The sequence below is a fragment of the Donghicola sp. XS_ASV15 genome (assembly GCF_041224595.1).
GTDB lineage: Bacteria > Pseudomonadota > Alphaproteobacteria > Rhodobacterales > Rhodobacteraceae > Donghicola.
Map to the genome: position 1 here is coordinate 137286 of NZ_JBGFGN010000162.1, position 17485 is coordinate 154770.

15 protein-coding genes and 1 tRNA gene are annotated in these 17485 nt (G+C 58.5%); 7 read left to right on the top strand and 9 right to left on the bottom strand.

What is annotated here, in order from left to right:
- Window positions 1-53 precede the first annotated feature (53 nt).
- Genes murJ through AB9K37_RS17100 form a run of 3 tightly spaced genes read right to left on the bottom strand, consistent with a single transcriptional unit; the run spans window position 54 to window position 5551 of the window.
- Window positions 54-1601, bottom strand: a complete 1548-nt coding sequence (murJ, locus tag AB9K37_RS17090) for a murein biosynthesis integral membrane protein MurJ (RefSeq protein WP_369840982.1) — start codon at window positions 1599-1601, stop codon at window positions 54-56.
- A complete protein-coding gene (locus AB9K37_RS17095; RefSeq protein WP_369840983.1) occupies window positions 1598-4348 on the bottom strand; it encodes a [protein-PII] uridylyltransferase in 2751 nt (916 codons plus the stop codon). The genes murJ and AB9K37_RS17095 overlap by 4 nt, the downstream gene beginning before the upstream one ends.
- A 24-nt stretch (window positions 4349-4372) precedes the next feature.
- A complete protein-coding gene (locus tag AB9K37_RS17100; RefSeq protein ID WP_369841462.1) occupies window positions 4373-5551 on the bottom strand; it encodes a penicillin-binding protein activator in 1179 nt (392 codons plus the stop codon).
- Window positions 5552-5626: 75 nt separating this feature from the next.
- Here AB9K37_RS17100 and rsmI point away from each other — a divergent pair, with 75 nt between their 5' ends.
- The 3 genes from rsmI (at window position 5627) to gshB (ending at window position 7858) form a co-directional block, all read left to right on the top strand.
- Complete coding sequence (gene rsmI / locus AB9K37_RS17105) at window positions 5627-6502, top strand: 16S rRNA (cytidine(1402)-2'-O)-methyltransferase (protein ID WP_369840984.1); 876 nt, start codon at window positions 5627-5629, stop codon at window positions 6500-6502.
- Window positions 6499-6855, top strand: a complete 357-nt coding sequence (locus AB9K37_RS17110; RefSeq protein WP_369840985.1) for a YraN family protein — start codon at window positions 6499-6501, stop codon at window positions 6853-6855. Before rsmI ends, AB9K37_RS17110 begins: the two co-directional genes overlap by 4 nt.
- A 67-nt stretch (window positions 6856-6922) precedes the next feature.
- The gene (gene gshB, locus AB9K37_RS17115; protein WP_369841465.1) at window positions 6923-7858 is read left to right on the top strand and encodes a glutathione synthase; all 936 of its coding nucleotides are present in this window, start codon (window positions 6923-6925) and stop codon (window positions 7856-7858) included.
- A gap of 5 nt (window positions 7859-7863) precedes the next feature.
- Here the strand turns inward: gshB and AB9K37_RS17120 are convergent, their stop codons facing one another.
- From AB9K37_RS17120 to cobU, 3 genes are read right to left on the bottom strand one after another with little or no spacing between them, the layout of a single operon-like run.
- Complete coding sequence (locus AB9K37_RS17120; protein WP_369840986.1) at window positions 7864-9387, bottom strand: YifB family Mg chelatase-like AAA ATPase; 1524 nt, start codon at window positions 9385-9387, stop codon at window positions 7864-7866.
- A 60-nt stretch (window positions 9388-9447) separates the two neighbouring features.
- Window positions 9448-10020 carry a histidine phosphatase family protein gene (locus AB9K37_RS17125; protein ID WP_369840987.1) on the bottom strand — a complete coding sequence of 191 codons (573 nt, stop codon included), beginning with the start codon at window positions 10018-10020 and terminating at the stop codon, window positions 9448-9450.
- Window positions 10017-10541: a bifunctional adenosylcobinamide kinase/adenosylcobinamide-phosphate guanylyltransferase gene (gene cobU / locus AB9K37_RS17130; protein WP_369840988.1), complete on the bottom strand. Its 525-nt coding sequence runs from the start codon at window positions 10539-10541 to the stop codon at window positions 10017-10019. The genes AB9K37_RS17125 and cobU overlap by 4 nt, the downstream gene beginning before the upstream one ends.
- A 101-nt stretch (window positions 10542-10642) precedes the next feature.
- On the opposite strand from cobU, the gene AB9K37_RS17135 reads away from it, so the two are divergent.
- Genes AB9K37_RS17135 through coaBC form a run of 3 tightly spaced genes read left to right on the top strand, consistent with a single transcriptional unit; the run spans window position 10643 to window position 13587 of the window.
- Complete coding sequence (locus AB9K37_RS17135) at window positions 10643-11521, top strand: RNA polymerase factor sigma-32 (RefSeq protein ID WP_369840989.1); 879 nt, start codon at window positions 10643-10645, stop codon at window positions 11519-11521.
- Complete coding sequence (locus AB9K37_RS17140) at window positions 11521-12336, top strand: ChaN family lipoprotein (RefSeq protein WP_369840990.1); 816 nt, start codon at window positions 11521-11523, stop codon at window positions 12334-12336. The genes AB9K37_RS17135 and AB9K37_RS17140 overlap by 1 nt, the downstream gene beginning before the upstream one ends.
- Before the next feature lie 57 nt (window positions 12337-12393).
- The gene (gene coaBC / locus AB9K37_RS17145; RefSeq protein ID WP_369840991.1) at window positions 12394-13587 is read left to right on the top strand and encodes a bifunctional phosphopantothenoylcysteine decarboxylase/phosphopantothenate--cysteine ligase CoaBC; all 1194 of its coding nucleotides are present in this window, start codon (window positions 12394-12396) and stop codon (window positions 13585-13587) included.
- A gap of 10 nt (window positions 13588-13597) precedes the next feature.
- Here the strand turns inward: coaBC and AB9K37_RS17150 are convergent, their stop codons facing one another.
- Complete coding sequence (locus tag AB9K37_RS17150; RefSeq protein WP_369840992.1) at window positions 13598-14056, bottom strand: response regulator; 459 nt, start codon at window positions 14054-14056, stop codon at window positions 13598-13600.
- 296 nt (window positions 14057-14352) lie between these two features.
- Here AB9K37_RS17150 and AB9K37_RS17155 point away from each other — a divergent pair, with 296 nt between their 5' ends.
- On the top strand, window positions 14353-15552 hold the full coding sequence (locus AB9K37_RS17155; protein ID WP_369840994.1) for an IS256 family transposase: 1200 nt from the start codon (window positions 14353-14355) through the stop codon (window positions 15550-15552).
- On the opposite strand, the gene AB9K37_RS17160 is transcribed toward AB9K37_RS17155, so the two are convergent.
- Both AB9K37_RS17160 and AB9K37_RS17165 read right to left on the bottom strand, forming a co-directional pair.
- Entirely contained in the window at window positions 15553-17061 is a 1509-nt protein-coding gene (locus AB9K37_RS17160; protein ID WP_369840996.1) for a hypothetical protein, read from the bottom strand. It lies immediately after the preceding gene.
- Between the two features lie 328 nt (window positions 17062-17389).
- Window positions 17390-17464 (bottom strand) — tRNA-Asn (locus AB9K37_RS17165).
- Window positions 17465-17485 lie beyond the last annotated feature (21 nt).

Here is a 17485-nt window from a genome sequence, read left to right on the forward strand (position 1 = left end):
CTGCATGGTGGGAGCCTAGCCGTGTAACTCTTAAACCGAGGTGTAGAGTTCCATTACCTTTTTAAGCTGCGCTTGAATTCTGATAGGCGGAACGCTCCGATCAGTTGCCCAATCCCGAAATAACTGACCATCCCCGTCCCGACGAGCGCCAGAAGCACCGGCAGTTTCCACGCGGGATTAGCAAGCAAGGGCAGCAAGATTGCGTTCAATCCATACAGAATGGCCCCCATCGCGAGCGAGGCGAGAACGATACGGATAATCCGGTTCTGAAAGCGTGGGTCCATCTGGGCCGCTTCGCCCATTTTGCGAGACATGAACCAGAGCAGTAGGACAGTGCCCCACCCAGCTAGGGTCGTCCCCCATGCGGCTGCGATAAAGCCGATGATCGGAGACAGCCCAACCGCCATTCCGAAGTTGATCGCAAGCGAGGCAAGCGCGATGTAGAAGGGGCGCTTGGTGTCTTCGCGGGCAAAGAACAGGGGCTGTAGGACCTTTTGCAGGACGAATGCAGGCAGGCCGAGGCCATAGACGGCCACGGCGAGCGCTGTCGCACTGGTATCGCTGACCTCGAAAGCGCCGCGTTGAAACAGGACTGTCACCAGCGCGTCAGGGATTGCAACCAGCGCAACGGCGGCTGGAACGGTCAGTGCCAAAGAGACCTCGGCAGCGCGGTTCAGGGCATCGCGCCCGCCGCTCGTGTCTCCCGCACGCAGGCGGCGGGACAAATCAGGTAGTAAAACAACGCCGATCGCCACCCCGACCACGCCGAGCGGCAGTTGGTACAGTCGATCGGCATAGTTCAGCCAAGCAACTGCCCCTTCGAAGTAGCTGGCGACTTGTCGGCCGATCAGCAGGTTCACTTGCACGACACCGCCAGCCAAGGCTGCGGGACCTGCGATGATCGCCAGCCGCTTTACCTCTGGAGTGATGCGGGGCAGGCGCGGATAAAGCCGAAAACCCTCGGCCGCCGCCGCGCGCCAAACGATGCCCATCTGGATCAGGCCAGCGATTGGGACGGACCAGGACAGGGTAAGACCGGGATCCCAACCCAGAAGGTAGCCAAGACCCAAGGCTCCGAGGAAGATGATATTCAGGGCCACGGGGGCTGCTGCGGCAGCAAAGAATTTGCCCGTCGCGTTCAAGAGACCCGAAAGCAGCGCCGCCAGCGAGATCAGCAGAATGTAGGGAAAGGCGATCCGCCCATACAGCACCGCCAGATCGAACCGCTCGTCCCCCGCAAAGCCACTGGCCATGGCCAGAACAAGGGCTGGCATGAAGACCTGCGCAATGACCGTAAATACAATCAGGGTCGAGCCGAGCGCGGCAAACGCATCCTGTGCAAAGTCACGGGCTGTTACTTGGCTTTCATCGCCCTCTAACTTCTTGGAGAACATGGGCACAAAGGCCATGTTGAACGCCCCTTCGGCAAAGAAGCGGCGGAACATGTTGGGCAGGGAAAACGCGACCAGAAATGCCTCGGCCACGGGGCCCGCGCCGAGCATCGAAGCGATCGCCATATCGCGTAGGAAGCCCAAGATGCGGCTGGCAAAGGTCCAGCCGCCCACGGTCAGGAACCCTGACATCAACCGGATTGGTTTCACGCAATTGCCCTTTCAACGCCTTTGTCGATGGCTTCGCGCAGCTTCTTTTCCAGCCCTTCGCGTTTGCTGGCCGAGTGGAATTTCAGACCGAACATGTCTTTGACGTAGAACGAGTCGACGACCTGTTCGCCATAGGTCGCGATCACCGCGCTGCTGATATAAACGTTCGCGTTCGAGAGCGTCCGAGACAGATCATAGAGCAAGCCGGGGCGGTCACGGGTATCGACTTCGATGATCGTGTAGATCTCGGACCCTTCGTTGTCGAAGGTGATGTGGGTCGGCACGCGGAACGCTTTCTCACGCTTTTTGAACTTGTCTTTGTCCTTCAGTGCTTGGCCAGCCAGAACTTCGCCCTTCAGCGTTTTGCCGATCATCGAGCGCAGGCGGGGCAGGCGCGATTCCTCGTAGGGGTGACCTTCGGCATCCTGCACCCAGAACACGGCGGTCGCGTAGCCGTCCTTGGAGGTATACGTACGCGCATCCACAACGTTCGCACCCACCAGAGCCAACGCGCCGGCAAGGCGGGCAAAGATGCCCGGATGGTCCGCCATGGCAAAGCACGCGCGGGTCGCGTCGCGGTCTGCGTCCAGCTTCAGATCGATACGGATTTCGTCGTCTGGAATATCCTTGAGCAGTTCGGCAAAGATCGCGTGGGCCTGAAGCGGCAGCCCGGTCCAGTAGGGCGGATAATGACGCTTGGTCTCGCGCTTGAAGGCGGCCTCGCTCCAGTCCGGCAGGGCGGCGCGCAGGGCTTTGCGGGCCTCGTTGCCACGGGTTTCGCGGTTGATCTCTTCTAGACCGTGTTCCAGTGCGCGGGCAGTTTCCGCGTGGAGCTGGCGCAGCAACATGGCCTTCCAGTTGTTCCAAGTGTCTGGGCCCACGCCACGAATATCGCAGACGGTCAAAATGGTCAGCAGGTCCAGACGTTTGCGGTTCTTCACGACCTTGGCAAAGTCACGCACCGTGCGCGGATCGGAAATGTCCCGCTTTTGCGCCACGTCGGACATCAGCAGGTGATAGCGCACCAGCCACTCAACCGTCTCGCATTCCTCTTTCTTCAGTCCAAGGCGGGGGGCCACACGGCGGGCGATTTGCGCCCCAAGGATCGAGTGATCTTCGGGACGGCCTTTGCCGATGTCGTGCAGAAGCATCGCAACGTAGAGCACTTTGCGATTCACATCCCCTTCGAAAATCGAAGAGGCGAGGGGCAGGGGTTCTGTCAGCTCTTGGCGTTCGATCTGGGCCATCTGGCTGATGCACTGGATAGTGTGCTCGTCGACGGTGTAGCTGTGGTACATGTTGAACTGCATCATCGCGACGATAGGCGCGAATTCAGGCATGAATGCCCCAAGGACACCAAGTTCGTTCATCCGGCGCAAGGCACGCTCGGGGTTGCCGCGCTTCAGCAGCAGTCCGAGAAAGATTTTGTTCGCCTCTTTGCTATTGCGCAAAGTGTCGTCGATCCGGTCCAGATTGCCTACGACCAGACGCATGGCGTCTGGGTGGATGAGCAAACCAGTGCGCAATGCTTCGTCAAAGAGACGTAGGAAGTTTAGGGGATCAGAGAGAAACGCGTCTTCGTCCAGAATGCCGAGACGGTTGTTGATCTCCTTGTAGCCGTCGCGCAGTTTCTTGCGGCGGCGGAACAGGGTCGCGAGCGACGGGCCAGGCTTGTTATGGCTCGCCTCGAGCGAGGTCAGGAAGATGCGGGTCAAATCGCCGACCGAGGTTGCATGCCGGAAGTAATCCTGCATGAAGTGTTCGACCCCGCGGCGTCCGCCGGTGTCCACGTAGCCCATGCGGCTGGCAACCTCGACTTGCAGGTCAAAGGTCAGCTGCTCGGTGGGACGGTTCGTGACCAAATGCAGATGGCAACGCGTGGCCCAGAGGAAATCTTCGGCCCGCACCAGCATTTCGTATTCTTCGCTGGTAAAGACCCCGAGGGTGACCAGATCGGCGGCATCATCAACACCGTGCACGTATTTCGCAATCCAGAACATGGATTGCAGGTCGCGCAGGCCGCCTTTGCCCTCTTTGACATTTGGCTCAACAACGTAGCGTTGGCCGCCTTGCTTTTCGTGACGCAGATCCCGCTCTTCGAGCTTGGCTGCAATAAATTCACGTCCTGTGGATTTGAACAGGTCATCGCGCAGGCGGTCGTGCAGCTTCTCAGACAAAGGCTCGTCACCCGCTAAGTAACGCTGTTCCAGAAGCGCTGTGCGGATAGTGAAGTCCTCTTTGCCCAAGCGAAGGCAATCTGCGATCGTGCGGCTGGCATGGCCAACCTTCATGCGCAAATCCCAGAGCAGGTAGAGCATGGTTTCAATCACGCTCTCGGCCCACGGGGTGATTTTGTACGGGGTCAGGAACAGCAGGTCGACGTCCGAAAACGGCGCCATATCTCCGCGCCCGTACCCACCAACCGCCAGAACCGACAGCTTTTCGCCTTCGGTCGGGGTTGAAAGTGGATGGATGTATTCTGCCGCAATCTTAAGCACAGCAATGACGATGCTGTCAGTCAGATAGGTGTAGGCATGGGTCGTTTCGCGCGCCTTGAACGGGGCATTGGAGAGGCCCTCAGCGATGGCTGCGCGGCCAGCCTTTTGGGCCTCCATCAGCAGCTTGAACGACGATTTTCGGAAGTCGGAGGTGTTGCCATCTGCAGCATCGAAAGCCGCTGCGATGGCTTGGTCAATGGCTGCCCGGTCGAAGATGTCTTCGGCCGGACAAATCAGGTCTTTCGTCATTTCTTTCCCTTAACCGGTGCCGGATCAGAACCCGACACCGCTGAAGCTGCGCGGTGCGCCGTCGATTACGACCACCTGCTTATCGCGGATTGTAGCAACAGCAAGACCGCGATCGTTCGTTCCGTTGGGATTTAGGCGGAAAATGCCAGTGACCCCTTCGAAACCTTGTGCCTGAGTTAGGCTTTGCGCGCTCAGCGCGTTGCCGCGGTTCGATGCGACAAGTGCGCCGATCGCCGCGATTCCGTCATATGCCAGCCCCGCAATCGAATGTGCGGGCGAGCCATAGGCTGCTTGGTACCGACCGTTGAACTGGCTGCTGCGCGCCGGATCGGGGATTGCGAACCATGCATTCTGAACGCCGGGCAGTTCTAAAGTTTGCGGCGGAATATCAAGACGGGTCAGGCTGATATACTGGTGCTCCGCCGGGCTAATGCCGTTTTCAGGCATCAACTGGGTCAAGAGCGGCAGCGCCCCATCGGTGGTCGAGGTCAGGAATACGCTGTCGGCAGCGAGTGCTGCGTTCTTGATCTGGGGCATCGCATCGACGATGCCCTGCTGAGAGAAGGGATGCACGACGCTGCCCGTAATTGTCACGCCCGCACGGCTCGCGGCACCTTCGACGGCGTGGCGGGCAAGCTGTCCGGCCAAGTTGTCTGCGTAGATGCCTGCGACCGACTGCTTGCCTTGGGATTTGGCGTAGGTCATCAGGCGCGCCGCGGAGGTTTCAAATAGCGGGCCAAGGACAAAGACGTTGTTTCCGGCGATGGTGCGGTTGTTCGAAAATGCCAGAACGTTCACATTTCGCTGTGCAGCAACGACGCCCGCTGCGTTGGCGGCATCGGCGTATACGGGCCCCAAAATGATGTCAGCGCCGCTGTTGAGCGCTGCGGTGGTCGCAGTGGTCGCGCCAGCCGCGCTTCCGCCTGTGCTGTAGACGGTCAGATCAATTCGGGCGCCATTTAAATCGGCAATCGCAAGGCGCGCCGCATTTTCGAGGGCGGTTGAGATGACTTCATCGCCCGCTTGTCCGGTGCCCTTGGGCACGAGCAGAGCCACGTTGACGGGCTCTGAAGCGCTGGTACGCGGCCCTGATGCGCCCGACGATCCGGGGCCCACAGGCTCACATGCAGCCAGAGCAAGTATGGAGGCAGGTAACGCTGCCCATTTCACGGCCTTGCGGGCCTGCGCTAAAAACTTGATGATTGCCACTTCGGATTCCCCCTGACACACAATGACCACAGAGCAGGTTGCTGGGGCGGATCATAGAGAACAAAGGGGATGGGTCCAGTGGGTATTCAAAAAATCGAAAAACTCGCCGCTGGGTTGTATTTTGTGGCAACGCCGATCGGGACAGCACGAGATATCACGCTGAGGGCTTTGGATATTCTGGCTTCTGCAGATGTGCTCGCTGCTGAAGATACGCGCACATTGCGGCGCTTGATGGAGATCCACGGGGTGGCCATCGGGGACCGCCAGCTCGTTGCCTACCACGATCACAATGGGCCGCAAGCCCGTCCGCGCTTGATGAATGCGCTGGCAGAGGGGAAATCGGTTGCCTACGCCTCAGAGGCTGGAACGCCTTTGGTTGCTGACCCCGGGTTCCAGTTGTCGAAAGATGCGATCAGCGAAGGGCATCCGGTCCATGCGGCTCCCGGGGCGTCAGCAGTGCTGACAGCGCTGACCATTGCAGGGCTGCCCACAGACAGGTTCCTATTCGAAGGGTTTTTGGCCAACACGAAATCTCAGCGCAAAGCGGCGCTCATTGAACTTGGTCAGATTCCAGCAACACTGGTCTTCTATGAATCGCCCAAACGCATCACCGCGATGATCTCCGATGCAGCCGAAGTTCTAGGCGAGGATCGTGAAGTGGCTGTTTGCCGCGAACTGACGAAGAAATTTGAGGAAGTGATACGCGGGACACTCGGCGAAGTCCGAGATATCTTGGCATCGCGCCAACTAAAGGGCGAAATCGTTGTCTTGATCGGAAAGCAAGAGACAGCAAGCGTTAACCAAGAAAGCATTGAGGAGCAGCTTCGCGATGCGCTTTCGCGTATGTCTGTAAAAGACGCGAGCGACGCGATTGCCCGAGCCAACGCGCTACCACGTCGACAAGTCTACCAGTTAGCTCTGAAAATTGGGAAGGAAGACGCTTGAGTGGACAAAAATCATACCTCGCAGGGTTTGCTGCAGAAGAAAGTGTGGCGTTGAAATATCAGTCTGCTGGACATCGTATTCTCGCGAGACGCTGGCGCGGAAAATCCGGCGAGATAGATATCGTTGCAGAAGGCCCGACTGGCCTTATCTTTGTTGAAGTCAAATCGTCTAAAACACATGCACGTGCTGCCGCATCTTTGAGTGTGCGACAACAAAATCGATTGAGGCGGGCCGCCGAAGAATTTGCTGCGCAGCGCCATGGTCGCACAAATATTGACATGCGTGTGGACGTTGCACTGATGGACCAAGTTGGGCGGATCGAGATTCTGGAAAATGCCTTATTGGCGGCTTAACCCATTGCAGTAGTGGTCCTGTCGCGCCATCTATGAAGCGCATTCAAGAAGGAGAGGCGCGATGGTGCTGAAAGTTGCATTCCAGATGGACCCGATTGGTCCAGTAAACATCAACGCAGACAGCACCTTCCGGTTGGCCGAAGAGGCGCAGGCTCGTGGTCACGAGCTATATTACTACCTGCCAGATCATATGTTTTACCGCGAAGGCGTGGTGTACGCAGAAATGGCCTCGTTGAAGGTGCGTCGGGTTGAAGGCGATCATTTTGAACTGGGCTCTCCAGTCGTTACTCCGTTGACAGATATGGACGTGGTGTGGCTACGTCAGGACCCGCCGTTCGACATGCACTACATTACGACGACGCACTTGCTGGACCGGGTACGCGACGAAACACTGGTCGTGAATGATCCGTTCTGGGTTAGAAACTGCCCAGAAAAACTGATGGTTCTCGATTTTCCGGAGTTGACTCCTCCGACGGCAATCGCCCGTAATCTGGAGGCACTGAAGGCGTTCAAAGACGACCATGGCGATGTGATCGTTAAGCCGCTCTACGGAAACGGCGGCGCTGGCGTTTTCAAGCTCACAAAAGAGGACAGAAACCTTGCGTCGCTCTTTGAGACATTCACAGGGTTCTCGCGCGAGCCCCTGATTGCACAAAAGTTTTTGCCAGCTGTTTCTAAAGGTGACAAGCGCGTCATTTTGATTGATGGCGAGCCTGTCGGCGCGATCAACCGCGTTCCAGCGGCGGGTGAGACACGAAGCAACATGCATGTTGGTGGCAAGCCGGAGAAGGTCTCTCTGACGGAGCGTGATTTGGAAATTTGCGCAAAGATTGGCCCTGCGTTGAAAGAAAAAGGCTTGATCTTTGTCGGCATTGACGTGATCGGCGACTACCTGACCGAGATCAATGTGACGTCTCCAACCGGAATTCAGGAGTTGGAGCGGTTCGACGACATCAACGTGGCAGAGAAGATCTGGAAGGTGATCGAAGCAAAGCGGGGCTGAATCTCTTAACCCAAATGGCCGCTGGCGGACATGGTCAGACGGTAACTGATCGCTTCTGCGATGTGGTGGCGCGCGACCTTATCACTCTGCTCCAAATCGGCGATGGTTCGCGCCACCCGTAGTACCCTGTGGTAACCTCGGGCGGTTAATCCCATGCGGTCGGCCACGCGCGATAATAACGCGCGTCCCTCGGAATCGGGCGCGGCCACGCTTAGGATCTTAGAGCCGTCACAATCAGAATTTGTGCGAAACTCTGGGTTTTGGCTGTAGCGAGCCGACTGTATCGCGCGTGCAGCGACCACGCGTTCGGCAATCTCGGCGCTTGTTGGGCCGCTTGGGGGGAGATCCAGATCCTGAAAACTGACCGGGGGAACTTCGAGGCGCATGTCAAAGCGATCCATCAATGGACCGCTTACCTTGGCAAGGTAATCCTGACCGCATTTCGGGACGCGAGCGCAGGCGTGCGCGGGGTCGGTCAGATACCCACAGCGGCAGGGATTAGCCGCTGCGATCAGCATGAAGCGGCAAGGGTATTCGACATGGGCATTCGCCCGCGCCACCATGATGCGGCCCGTTTCAATTGGTTGTCTCAGGGTTTCTAGGACGTTTCGCGGGTATTCAGGAAGTTCGTCGAGAAAAAGCACGCCGTTATGAGCAAGGCTGATTTCTCCGGGCTTCGCGCCTTTGCCGCCGCCGGCCACAGCCGCGACAGAGGCGGTGTGATGGGGCGTTCTGAAGGGGCGGTCCCGCGTGATGCCGCCGTTTTTCAGCAGCCCTGCCACAGAGTGGACCATGCTGGTCTCCAACGCTTCACTGGCGTCAAGGGGCGGCAGAATGCCTGGCAGACGCGCCGCCAACATGGATTTCCCTGACCCCGGCGTTCCCATCAAGAACAGATGATGTCCGCCCGCTGCGGCAATTTCCAGAGCACGTTTCGCGCGCTCTTGGCCGCGTATGTCGCGCATGCAGCCTTGGTGCTCTGTGTTGTTTACCGCGCCGGGTTCCGCCACCTCCATTGGATTTTGGCCCGCGAAATGCCTCAATACCGCGCTCATGTCCTTCGCTGCGTAAACAGAGCAATCCCCAACCCATGCCGCCTCTGGGCCGGATGCTGCGGGGCACAGCAAATCCCGTTCCTCGGCGGCGGCGCACATTGCTGCGGGCAGCGCTCCGGCGACTTCGACAAGGCGGCCATCAAGCGAGAGTTCCCCAAGCGAGACCAGCCCTTCGGCCTGATCTGGTGGAATAGCCTCAATCGCAGCAAGCAACGCAATGGCGATCGGTAGGTCAAAGTGAGACCCTTCTTTGGGGAGATCGGCGGGCGACAGATTGATCGTGATCTTCTTTGAAGGCAGCGCGATCGTCAGACATTCGAGCGTGGCGCGGACGCGCTCTTTGGCCTCTGAAACGGCTTTGTCGGGTAAGCCAACGACCGAAAAGGACGGAAGGCCAGGCGTGAGCGTGCACTGGACCTCTACTTGCCGTGCGGTGACACCATCGAATGCAACTGTGTATGTCTTTGCGACCACTTTTACGGACTCCTACTGCGCTTTGGGTAGCGCGAACAGGGTTGCCAAAGGGTTAAAACGCTAGGGGAGGTGGCTAATGACCGAGACGTTGAGACCTGCTTGGCCAAATTCGATCTGCGTTAAGGATAGATGTGCAATCGGATGGCCCAAGGCCTCGTAGGCGGTGATGCCCTTGGCGCGCTGCACCATGCTGAGGATCGGCCCCATGTGGGCAACCGCAACCACGCATTGGTGCTGCGACAAAAGACCTTCCAGAACCTGCCAGACACGTGCGCTCAGGGTATTCCAGCTTTCGCCCGCTGGCGGCGCGATGTCACCGGGCTCTTCGTAGTACCGACGCAGCCAGTCGCCATATTCTGCGTCGACGTCCTGCCAAGTCCGCGCTTCCCAATCGCCCATATGAATTTCTCGCAGTCGGGTGTCGTGGGGGAGGCGCACGCGTTTGCCTTGAATGGCATCTGCCGTGGATATGGCGCGGGTCAGGTCGGAGGACACCACAACCGCATCTGCAGGCAAAGCCGCGTCAAGTCGTGCGAGGGCAGCCCCATCCGACAGATCCGCAGGAACATCAGTCCACCCGATCAGAGTTTTTACATGCGTCGGACCATGACGCACCAAATAGAGCTGGCTCATGGAAGTTTGCCTTTGAGTGCAAGCGGCAAACCCGCCATGACGGCGACAACCAAGTCTGCGCGCTCCGCAATCTCTCGATTCAGGCGACCTTGCGCCTCTCGGAACCGCCGTGCAAGTGCATTGTCGGGCACGATCCCCGCACCGACCTCGTTTGTCACGATAACCACCCGTCCCGGTGCTTCGGCCAGACCGGCAAAAAGCGCGCGCTGCGCTTGATGGATGTCTGAGTCAGTTAGAAGGTGATTGGTAAGCCACATTGTGGCGCAGTCCAGCAGAGCAATTTCGTCGCGTTCCATTGTGCGCAACGCCTCATCCGGAGCCAGCGGAGCCTCTATTGTGCGCCATCCGTCAGAGGCGCGGGCATCCTGATGGGCCTGAATTTTTGCTTTCATTTCGTCATCCCACGCCTGCGCTGTCGCAACATACAAACGTTTTTCGGACGCGCTGCGCAGGATTTTTTCGGCGTAATCGGATTTCCCCGAAGCGGCGCCGCCTAAGACGAGTGTGAGATGCGGCAACATTTTTTGCTCCTTTGAGTGAACCAAGTGCGGGGCTTGTGCGTAAGTTATGCAGAAACGGAATTGAGGAACGCGTCAAGCGTACCAAAGGCAAAGGGGTGAACATGGCCGTATTGGATAGCCAGAGTGATATTTCTCTTTCGCGTGTTGCGATGAAGGCCGAATTGCTGGATGCGGAGACCGAACTGGCTCTGGCGTACGCATGGCGAGACCATCGAGACGAAGCCGCTCTACACCGACTGATCACCGCCTACATGCGGCTTGCGATCTCAATGGCGGCGAAGTTCAAGCGCTACGGTGCGCCGATGAATGATCTGATCCAAGAAGCAGGCCTGGGTCTGATGAAGGCGGCAGATAAATTCGATCCTGACCGCGGTGTGCGTTTCTCGACCTACGCGGTTTGGTGGATCAAGGCGTCCATTCAGGACTATGTCATGCGTAACTGGTCAATGGTGCGCACCGGATCGACCAGCAGCCAGAAATCCCTGTTTTTCAACATGCGGCGCGTACAGGCGCGTCTTGAGCGCGAGGCGGCGTCTCGCGGTGAGTACCTTGATCGCGACCAGCTGCACCAAATGATTTCGACCGAGGTCGGGGTGCCTCTTGCCGATGTGGTGATGATGGAAGGCCGCCTGTCCGGCAACGATTTTTCACTCAACGCGACCCAAAGTTCCGAAGACGAGGGGCGCGAATGGATCGACACGATTGAGGACGATAGCACCTCATCTGCGGCCATGGTCGAACATGCACACGATACCGAGTGCCTGCGCTCTTGGCTGGTCGAAGCGATGTCGAACCTGAACGAGCGCGAGCGTTTCATCGTCCGCGAGCGCAAACTGCGCGAGGGCGCTCGCACTCTGGAGAGCCTCGGAAACGAGTTGGGCCTATCTAAAGAGCGCGTGCGTCAGCTAGAGGCTGCGGCCTACGTAAAAATGCGCAAGTCACTTGAAGGAGGGCGCAAAGAAGTCCAAGCCTTTCTTTAATGAAACGCCTCTTCTCAGCTCTTCCTTTCTGCGCCGCGATAGCGCCAGTTCAAGCGGATGAAATCCGTACACAAGACCTGCTGCATCTTCCCGATGCGCAGGTCTACGTGCTTGGGGAGTTTCACGACTCTGCGATCCATCACGAAAACCAAGCCAAGGCCGTAGAGGCGCTCTCGCCTACAGCGATGGTCTTCGAAATGTTGACATCAAAACAGGTAGAGGCTGTCGGTCCAGAGGAACGACAGGACCAAGCTTTTTTCGAAGCAGCGACGGATTGGTCCCAGAGTGGTTGGCCGGATTTGAGCCTTTACTGGCCTATTTTTGCTGCTGCACCGGACGCCGTTCTTTATGGCGGCGGGGTGCCGAGAGAGGCCCTGCGCGAGGCATTCTCAGAAGGGGCTGCGGATGTGTTTGGCGATGACGCCGCGCGATTTGGGTTGGATCAGCCCTTGCCGGCGGATCAGAAATCAGCGCGGGAGTCAGAGCAGTTTGACGCACATTGTGGAGCCATGCCTCTAGAGATGATGGGCGGTATGGTTGCAGCGCAAAGGGTGCGCGACGCGGCTCTGGCCAAGGCAGCGCTCGACGCTCTGGACCAACATGGCGCTCCGGTCGTGGTTATCACTGGGAACGGGCACGCGCGCACCGATTGGGGAGCGCCCGCGATGATGAGGCTGGCCAATGCAGACCTTTCGGTTTTCTCGCTCGGTCAATTGGAGGCGGCGCCGGAGGATGCGCCCCCTTATGATGCATGGCTCGTGACAGACCGAACCGAGCGCGGCGACCCCTGCGCGGCCTTTGCCACCACGGAGTGATTGCTTCTTCGAAGCAGGCAGCCTACCTCTTGGTCCCAAGCTGATTGAGAGGGTGTCATGCTGGCTGGAAAACGTGTTCTTTTGATTATTGCTGGCGGGATCGCTGCCTACAAAACGCTTGAACTCATCCGGCTGCTCAAAGGGCAGGGCGCAGCCGTGACCCCTGTGATGACCAAGGCGGCGTCAGAATTTGTGACGCCGTTGTCCGTATCGGCGCTTGCTGGGGAAAAAGTTTACACAGATCTCTTTGATCTGACCGAAGAGGCTGAGATGGGCCATATCCAGCTCAGTCGGTCTGCCGACCTTGTCGTGGTCGCACCTGCGACGGCCAACATCATGGCAAAAATGGTCGGAGGTCAGGCAGACGATATGGCGACAACGCTCCTGATGGCGACCGACACGCCTGTCATGATTGCGCCTGCAATGAACGTGCGTATGTGGGACCACCCAGCAACGCAGCGCAACGTGGAAACCCTGCTAGAGGATCGGATTCGCATTGTGGGACCGAATGTCGGGGATATGGCCTGTGGGGAACACGGGCCCGGCCGCATGGCAGAGCCTGCTGAAATCCTGAATGCTGTTCGAAATGCGCTCACGTCTGGACCTCTGACAGGCAAGCATATCCTCGTGACGTCTGGACCGACGCACGAGCCAATCGATCCAGTGCGGTACATCGCGAACCGGTCCTCTGGTGCACAAGGGGCCGCGTTGGCCAAGGCGCTGATGGACCTGGGGGCGGATGTGACCTTTGTCACGGGACCTGCAAGCGTTGCTCCGCCTGTGGGCGCGCGCATCGTGCCTGTTGAGACTGCCGCACAAATGCTCGTCGCGGTTGAAGAGCACCTTCCGGCTGATGCGGCGATCTTTGCTGCAGCTGTCGCCGATTGGCGCGTCGCGAGCGCGTCTGGCAAAAAGATCAAGAAGCAAGACGGTGCGCTGCCGACTCTGGAATTTGCAGAGAACCCGGACATACTGGCGCGGGTCTCTCAAATGGCCGCGGGACGGCCCCCTCTGGTCGTCGGTTTCGCGGCAGAAACCCATGACGTGATCGAAAATGCGACTGCAAAACGCCTTCGGAAACGGTGCGATTGGATCGTCGCAAACGATGTGCGCCCCGAGACCGGTATCATGGGCGGGACTGAAAACAAGGTCACGCTGGTCACTGACGCCGGTTCTCAGGACTGGCCCCGCATGAGCAAGACCGAGGTTTCAATGAAGCTCGCATCCGAGATCGCGAAAGCGCTAGGGTAGTGTGAAGCGCCTAGGGGAAGACAATGACGTTTCCGTAGGACGACAGCATCCGAGTCGCTTCGGTGAAGCCCTTCGCGATATCGTTTTTCTTAATGTAGCCTGAGATGCCAGAGTGATACGCGCGCTTCACGTCCCGTTCATCATCGGAAGTCGATAGGACAAATACAACCTTGTCCTGAAGCTGATCGTCTTTGCGGATCGCGTCGAGCACTTCAAACCCGTCCATGACCGGCATGTTTAGGTCCAAAAGCACCATGTAAGGCTCGTTCAGCCGCACATTTGGGTCTTCGCCGCGCATGATACGCAGGCCCTCTTCGCCGTTGTTGGCGAAAATCAGCGGATGCTTGAGATGGGCCTTTTTGAATGACCTTTTGACGATTTCTTGATCGACAACGTCATCATCAATCACCAAAAACGCGACATTCGCACTCGGGTTTTGGTCGTCAGAAACAGCCTCGATTGAACTCATTGCCCCCTCCACGAAGCCAGGTGTACGCATCTCGCTTCAGCCGGGCTTCTTCCACATCTTTGTGGTCTTACTCTTTCACCTAGTCACATGCGGCAGTGCACGTTAAGGGCGATTCAACTGATAAGATAGTATACTTTGAAATCAATTGCCCAAGCAAGTGCTCCGAACGCAATCGTAAGTGTCCGAGCACGTGGTGTAATTTCCGCACCGCCAACGGTGTAATCCCGGGTGGCCATCGAGGTGTATGGTCGAGGTGGAGTTTGACCGCTTCAACCACGAACCACACGGAGACCCCGATGACCAAAACCAACATGGACCTTTCTGAACTGCTCGCAAAGCAGGATGGCGGCGACTTCCTTCGCAGCGTCGCTGAAGCCGTTCTGCAGCTGATCATGGAAGCCGACGTCGAAGGCCTGATCGGCGCAGGAAAGCACGAACGAGCCGATCAGCGCACAACATGGCGAAACGGGTATCGAGAGCGCGCTCTCGATACCCGTTTGGGCACGCTGAACCTCAAGGTGCCGAAGCTGCGTCAGGGCAGCTACTTCCCCGGCTTCCTGGAGCCGCGCAAGACATCCGAGAAGGCGCTCGTGGCAGTGATCCAGGAAGCATGGATCGGCGGCGTCTCCACCCGCCGCGTCGACGAGCTGGCGCAGGCCATGGGGCTCAGCGGCATTTCCAAGAGCACGGTCTCGAAGCTGTGCAAAGACATTGATGAACGCGTCGGAGAATTCCTCGACCGGCCTCTCACCGGCGACTGGCCCTATGTCTGGCTGGACGCCACCTACCTGAAGGTGCGCCAGGGCGGACGGATCGTCAGCGTTGCCGCAATAATCGCCGTTGCGGCCAACACCGATGGGCGGCGGGAGATCATCGGCCTGGGGCTTGGCCCTTCGGAAGCCGAGACCTTCTGGATGGACTTCCTGCGCGGCCTCAAGGCTCGTGGGCTGGACGGAACCAAGCTGGTGATCAGCGATGCCCACAGCGGTCTCAGGGCAGCCATCGAGCGCGTGTTCGAGGCCACCTGGCAGCGCTGCCGCGTCCACTGGATGCGTAACGCTCTGGCCCATGTATCGCGCGGTCAGCACACCGTCGTCGCTGCGGCGATCCGACAGGCCTTCGACCAGCCCGACCGCACATCTGCCGGAGAAACCTGGCGCCGCGTCGCCGACCAACTCCGTTCACGCTGGCCGAAACTGGCCGAGCTGATGGATGTGAGCGAACACGATGTCCTGGCCTACATGGCCTTTCCGCGCCAGCACCGCACAAAGCTGCACAGCACCAACCCGATCGAACGCCTGAACAAGGAAGTGAAGCGCCGCGCCGACGTGGTGGGGATCTTCCCAAACGAGGCATCCATCATCCGACTTATCGGTGCAGTGCTCTTTGAGCAAAACGACGAATGGCAAACCGCCAGCCGCTACATGATGGTCGAGGCATTCGCTCAGATCGACAACGAGGAGACAGACCCAATTCTCAGCATAAAAGCCGCCTGATCATGACCTCAGGCCACCCGACAAATTACACCACCTTGACGGACGTGACCGACCGGCATCTTTTGCCTCCCCTTTGATGCCTCGGTACTGGTTCGACTGGATGATGAATGCGGGAATGCCATCGACGTCCTGGATATCCGACGCCAGCATCCCGGCGATTTCAGCGCGGCGAGCGCCAGTGTACATCAGGATCAGCGGGATCCACCACGCGCCGTCGCGTGTGACGACGGACCCAGGATTATGGCGTCTGGCAGAAGAGGCCGCGCCGGTCCACAGGGAATGTGATAGAAGGCGGTTGGTTTCCTGGGACGTGAAGCTTGCTCGTTTCTTGTGGCGGTTTCGCCCTGACGTCTTCTTTGGCTTGATGGCCTTCAGGTCCAGTTCCTTCAGGTCTGTCATTCCCTCCGATACGGCACGCCGGATTAACAGTTCAACGGATTTCACATGACGATCCAACGTGCCCGAGGCGAGCCCCTTTTGTTTGGCATCAAGCTTCCTTGCCCCCAGAAGAATGGCCTCCAACTCCTGATAGGCGTCCTTGTCCGATCGCAGGAATTTCTTTGGAAACTGCCTCAAGACATCGTTCCAATGGCCTAATTTTGCTTGAGTAATCTGCGTTACGCTGGTGATCCCGAGGATCAGCATGAAACGCCTGATGTCGGATTCGCGCTGCCCCGCAACCGCTGGCGTCATGGCTTCCGACCGCACGGCTCTCCAGAAGGTATGGGCGATGTCCGGGGACCAAATGTCGGAATCGGCGGCCAAGGCGACATCCTTACAAGCCGCGAAATGATCGGCGAGGGTTGCCATGGTCTTGCAGATGGATTTAGGGGCCGGACGTGCAATGTCGGCCGCAGGCTGCGCCCGAAAGTCGGCAACTAGCGCTGAAGCCGAAGGGCTTGTCGTTTCTGTTTCATGATGCTCGAGCGAAGCGGACCATGTTGGATCGGAGGCTTGCGGGGCCGGCGACGGTTCGACCCTTATGGGGTCGTCGATCACGACGTCTCGTTCGGTGGGAGCCGGCACGCAGCGCTGCAGTTCATCGCGACGAGAGGTGAAGCTTGTCGGCGCGGTTCCTTCGCGCAATGCAGCGAGGCGGGCGGCGATGTAGGCCTCGCGCAGCTGGCCGGTGTGCTCTGCGCTGGTGAGGTCCGGCGTTTTGATGGCCGGAAAGATCTGCTGAATCCGGCGCGTCTCCTCCGGGGACTGGATGCGACGGGCTTCCACGGAATACAGGTGCATCGCGATGCCCAGGGTTGCAGGCGACCATTCGGGGGCAACCCGCTGCAGGGGCAGGCTTTCGCGGATCCCATCCTCAAGCAGGCTCTGCAGGATCATGGGCATCAGGGAGAGGCGGGTTTCATCCTCAGCTCCGAACCTGCCGCTCATCCGGGCCATCCTCACCTGACGGCGCATGGTGAACAGACTGTCTTCGAGGCAATGGCGGAAGTACCGCGCGACGAGGTCATCGGGCAGGGGCGGGGCCATGAAAATGAAGCTATCGAACATCCGGTCGGACTCCTGGGTCAGGTGTCTTACCCAGTTATGCGCAAGATTTTCGTCTGTCGTCCCCAGAGGCAAAGAAATTGCAGGGACGGATGCAGAAAATCCGGGAAGTCGCCGGCGGAAGTGAAAGCGGGTGCCCTTGCGGTGGAGGTATCGGCAGGTCGTCATGCTGGCCTCGACGGTTGAGCCGTCGTGAAACCACGGGAAACACAGTATGTGAGCCGCTTGTGCCCCTCGTGTGTGCGGCCTGTGTGCCAGGATCGCAGGGGAGGGCGAAAGTGAACGAAGCTGTTCTCCGTTTTCTTTCAATATCAACGAGTTAGGTTGATTATGGCTCCGGCGGTAGGGATCGAACCTACGACCAATTGATTAACAGTCAACTGCTCTACCGCTGAGCTACGCCGGAACACTGTGAGCGCGTTACTAA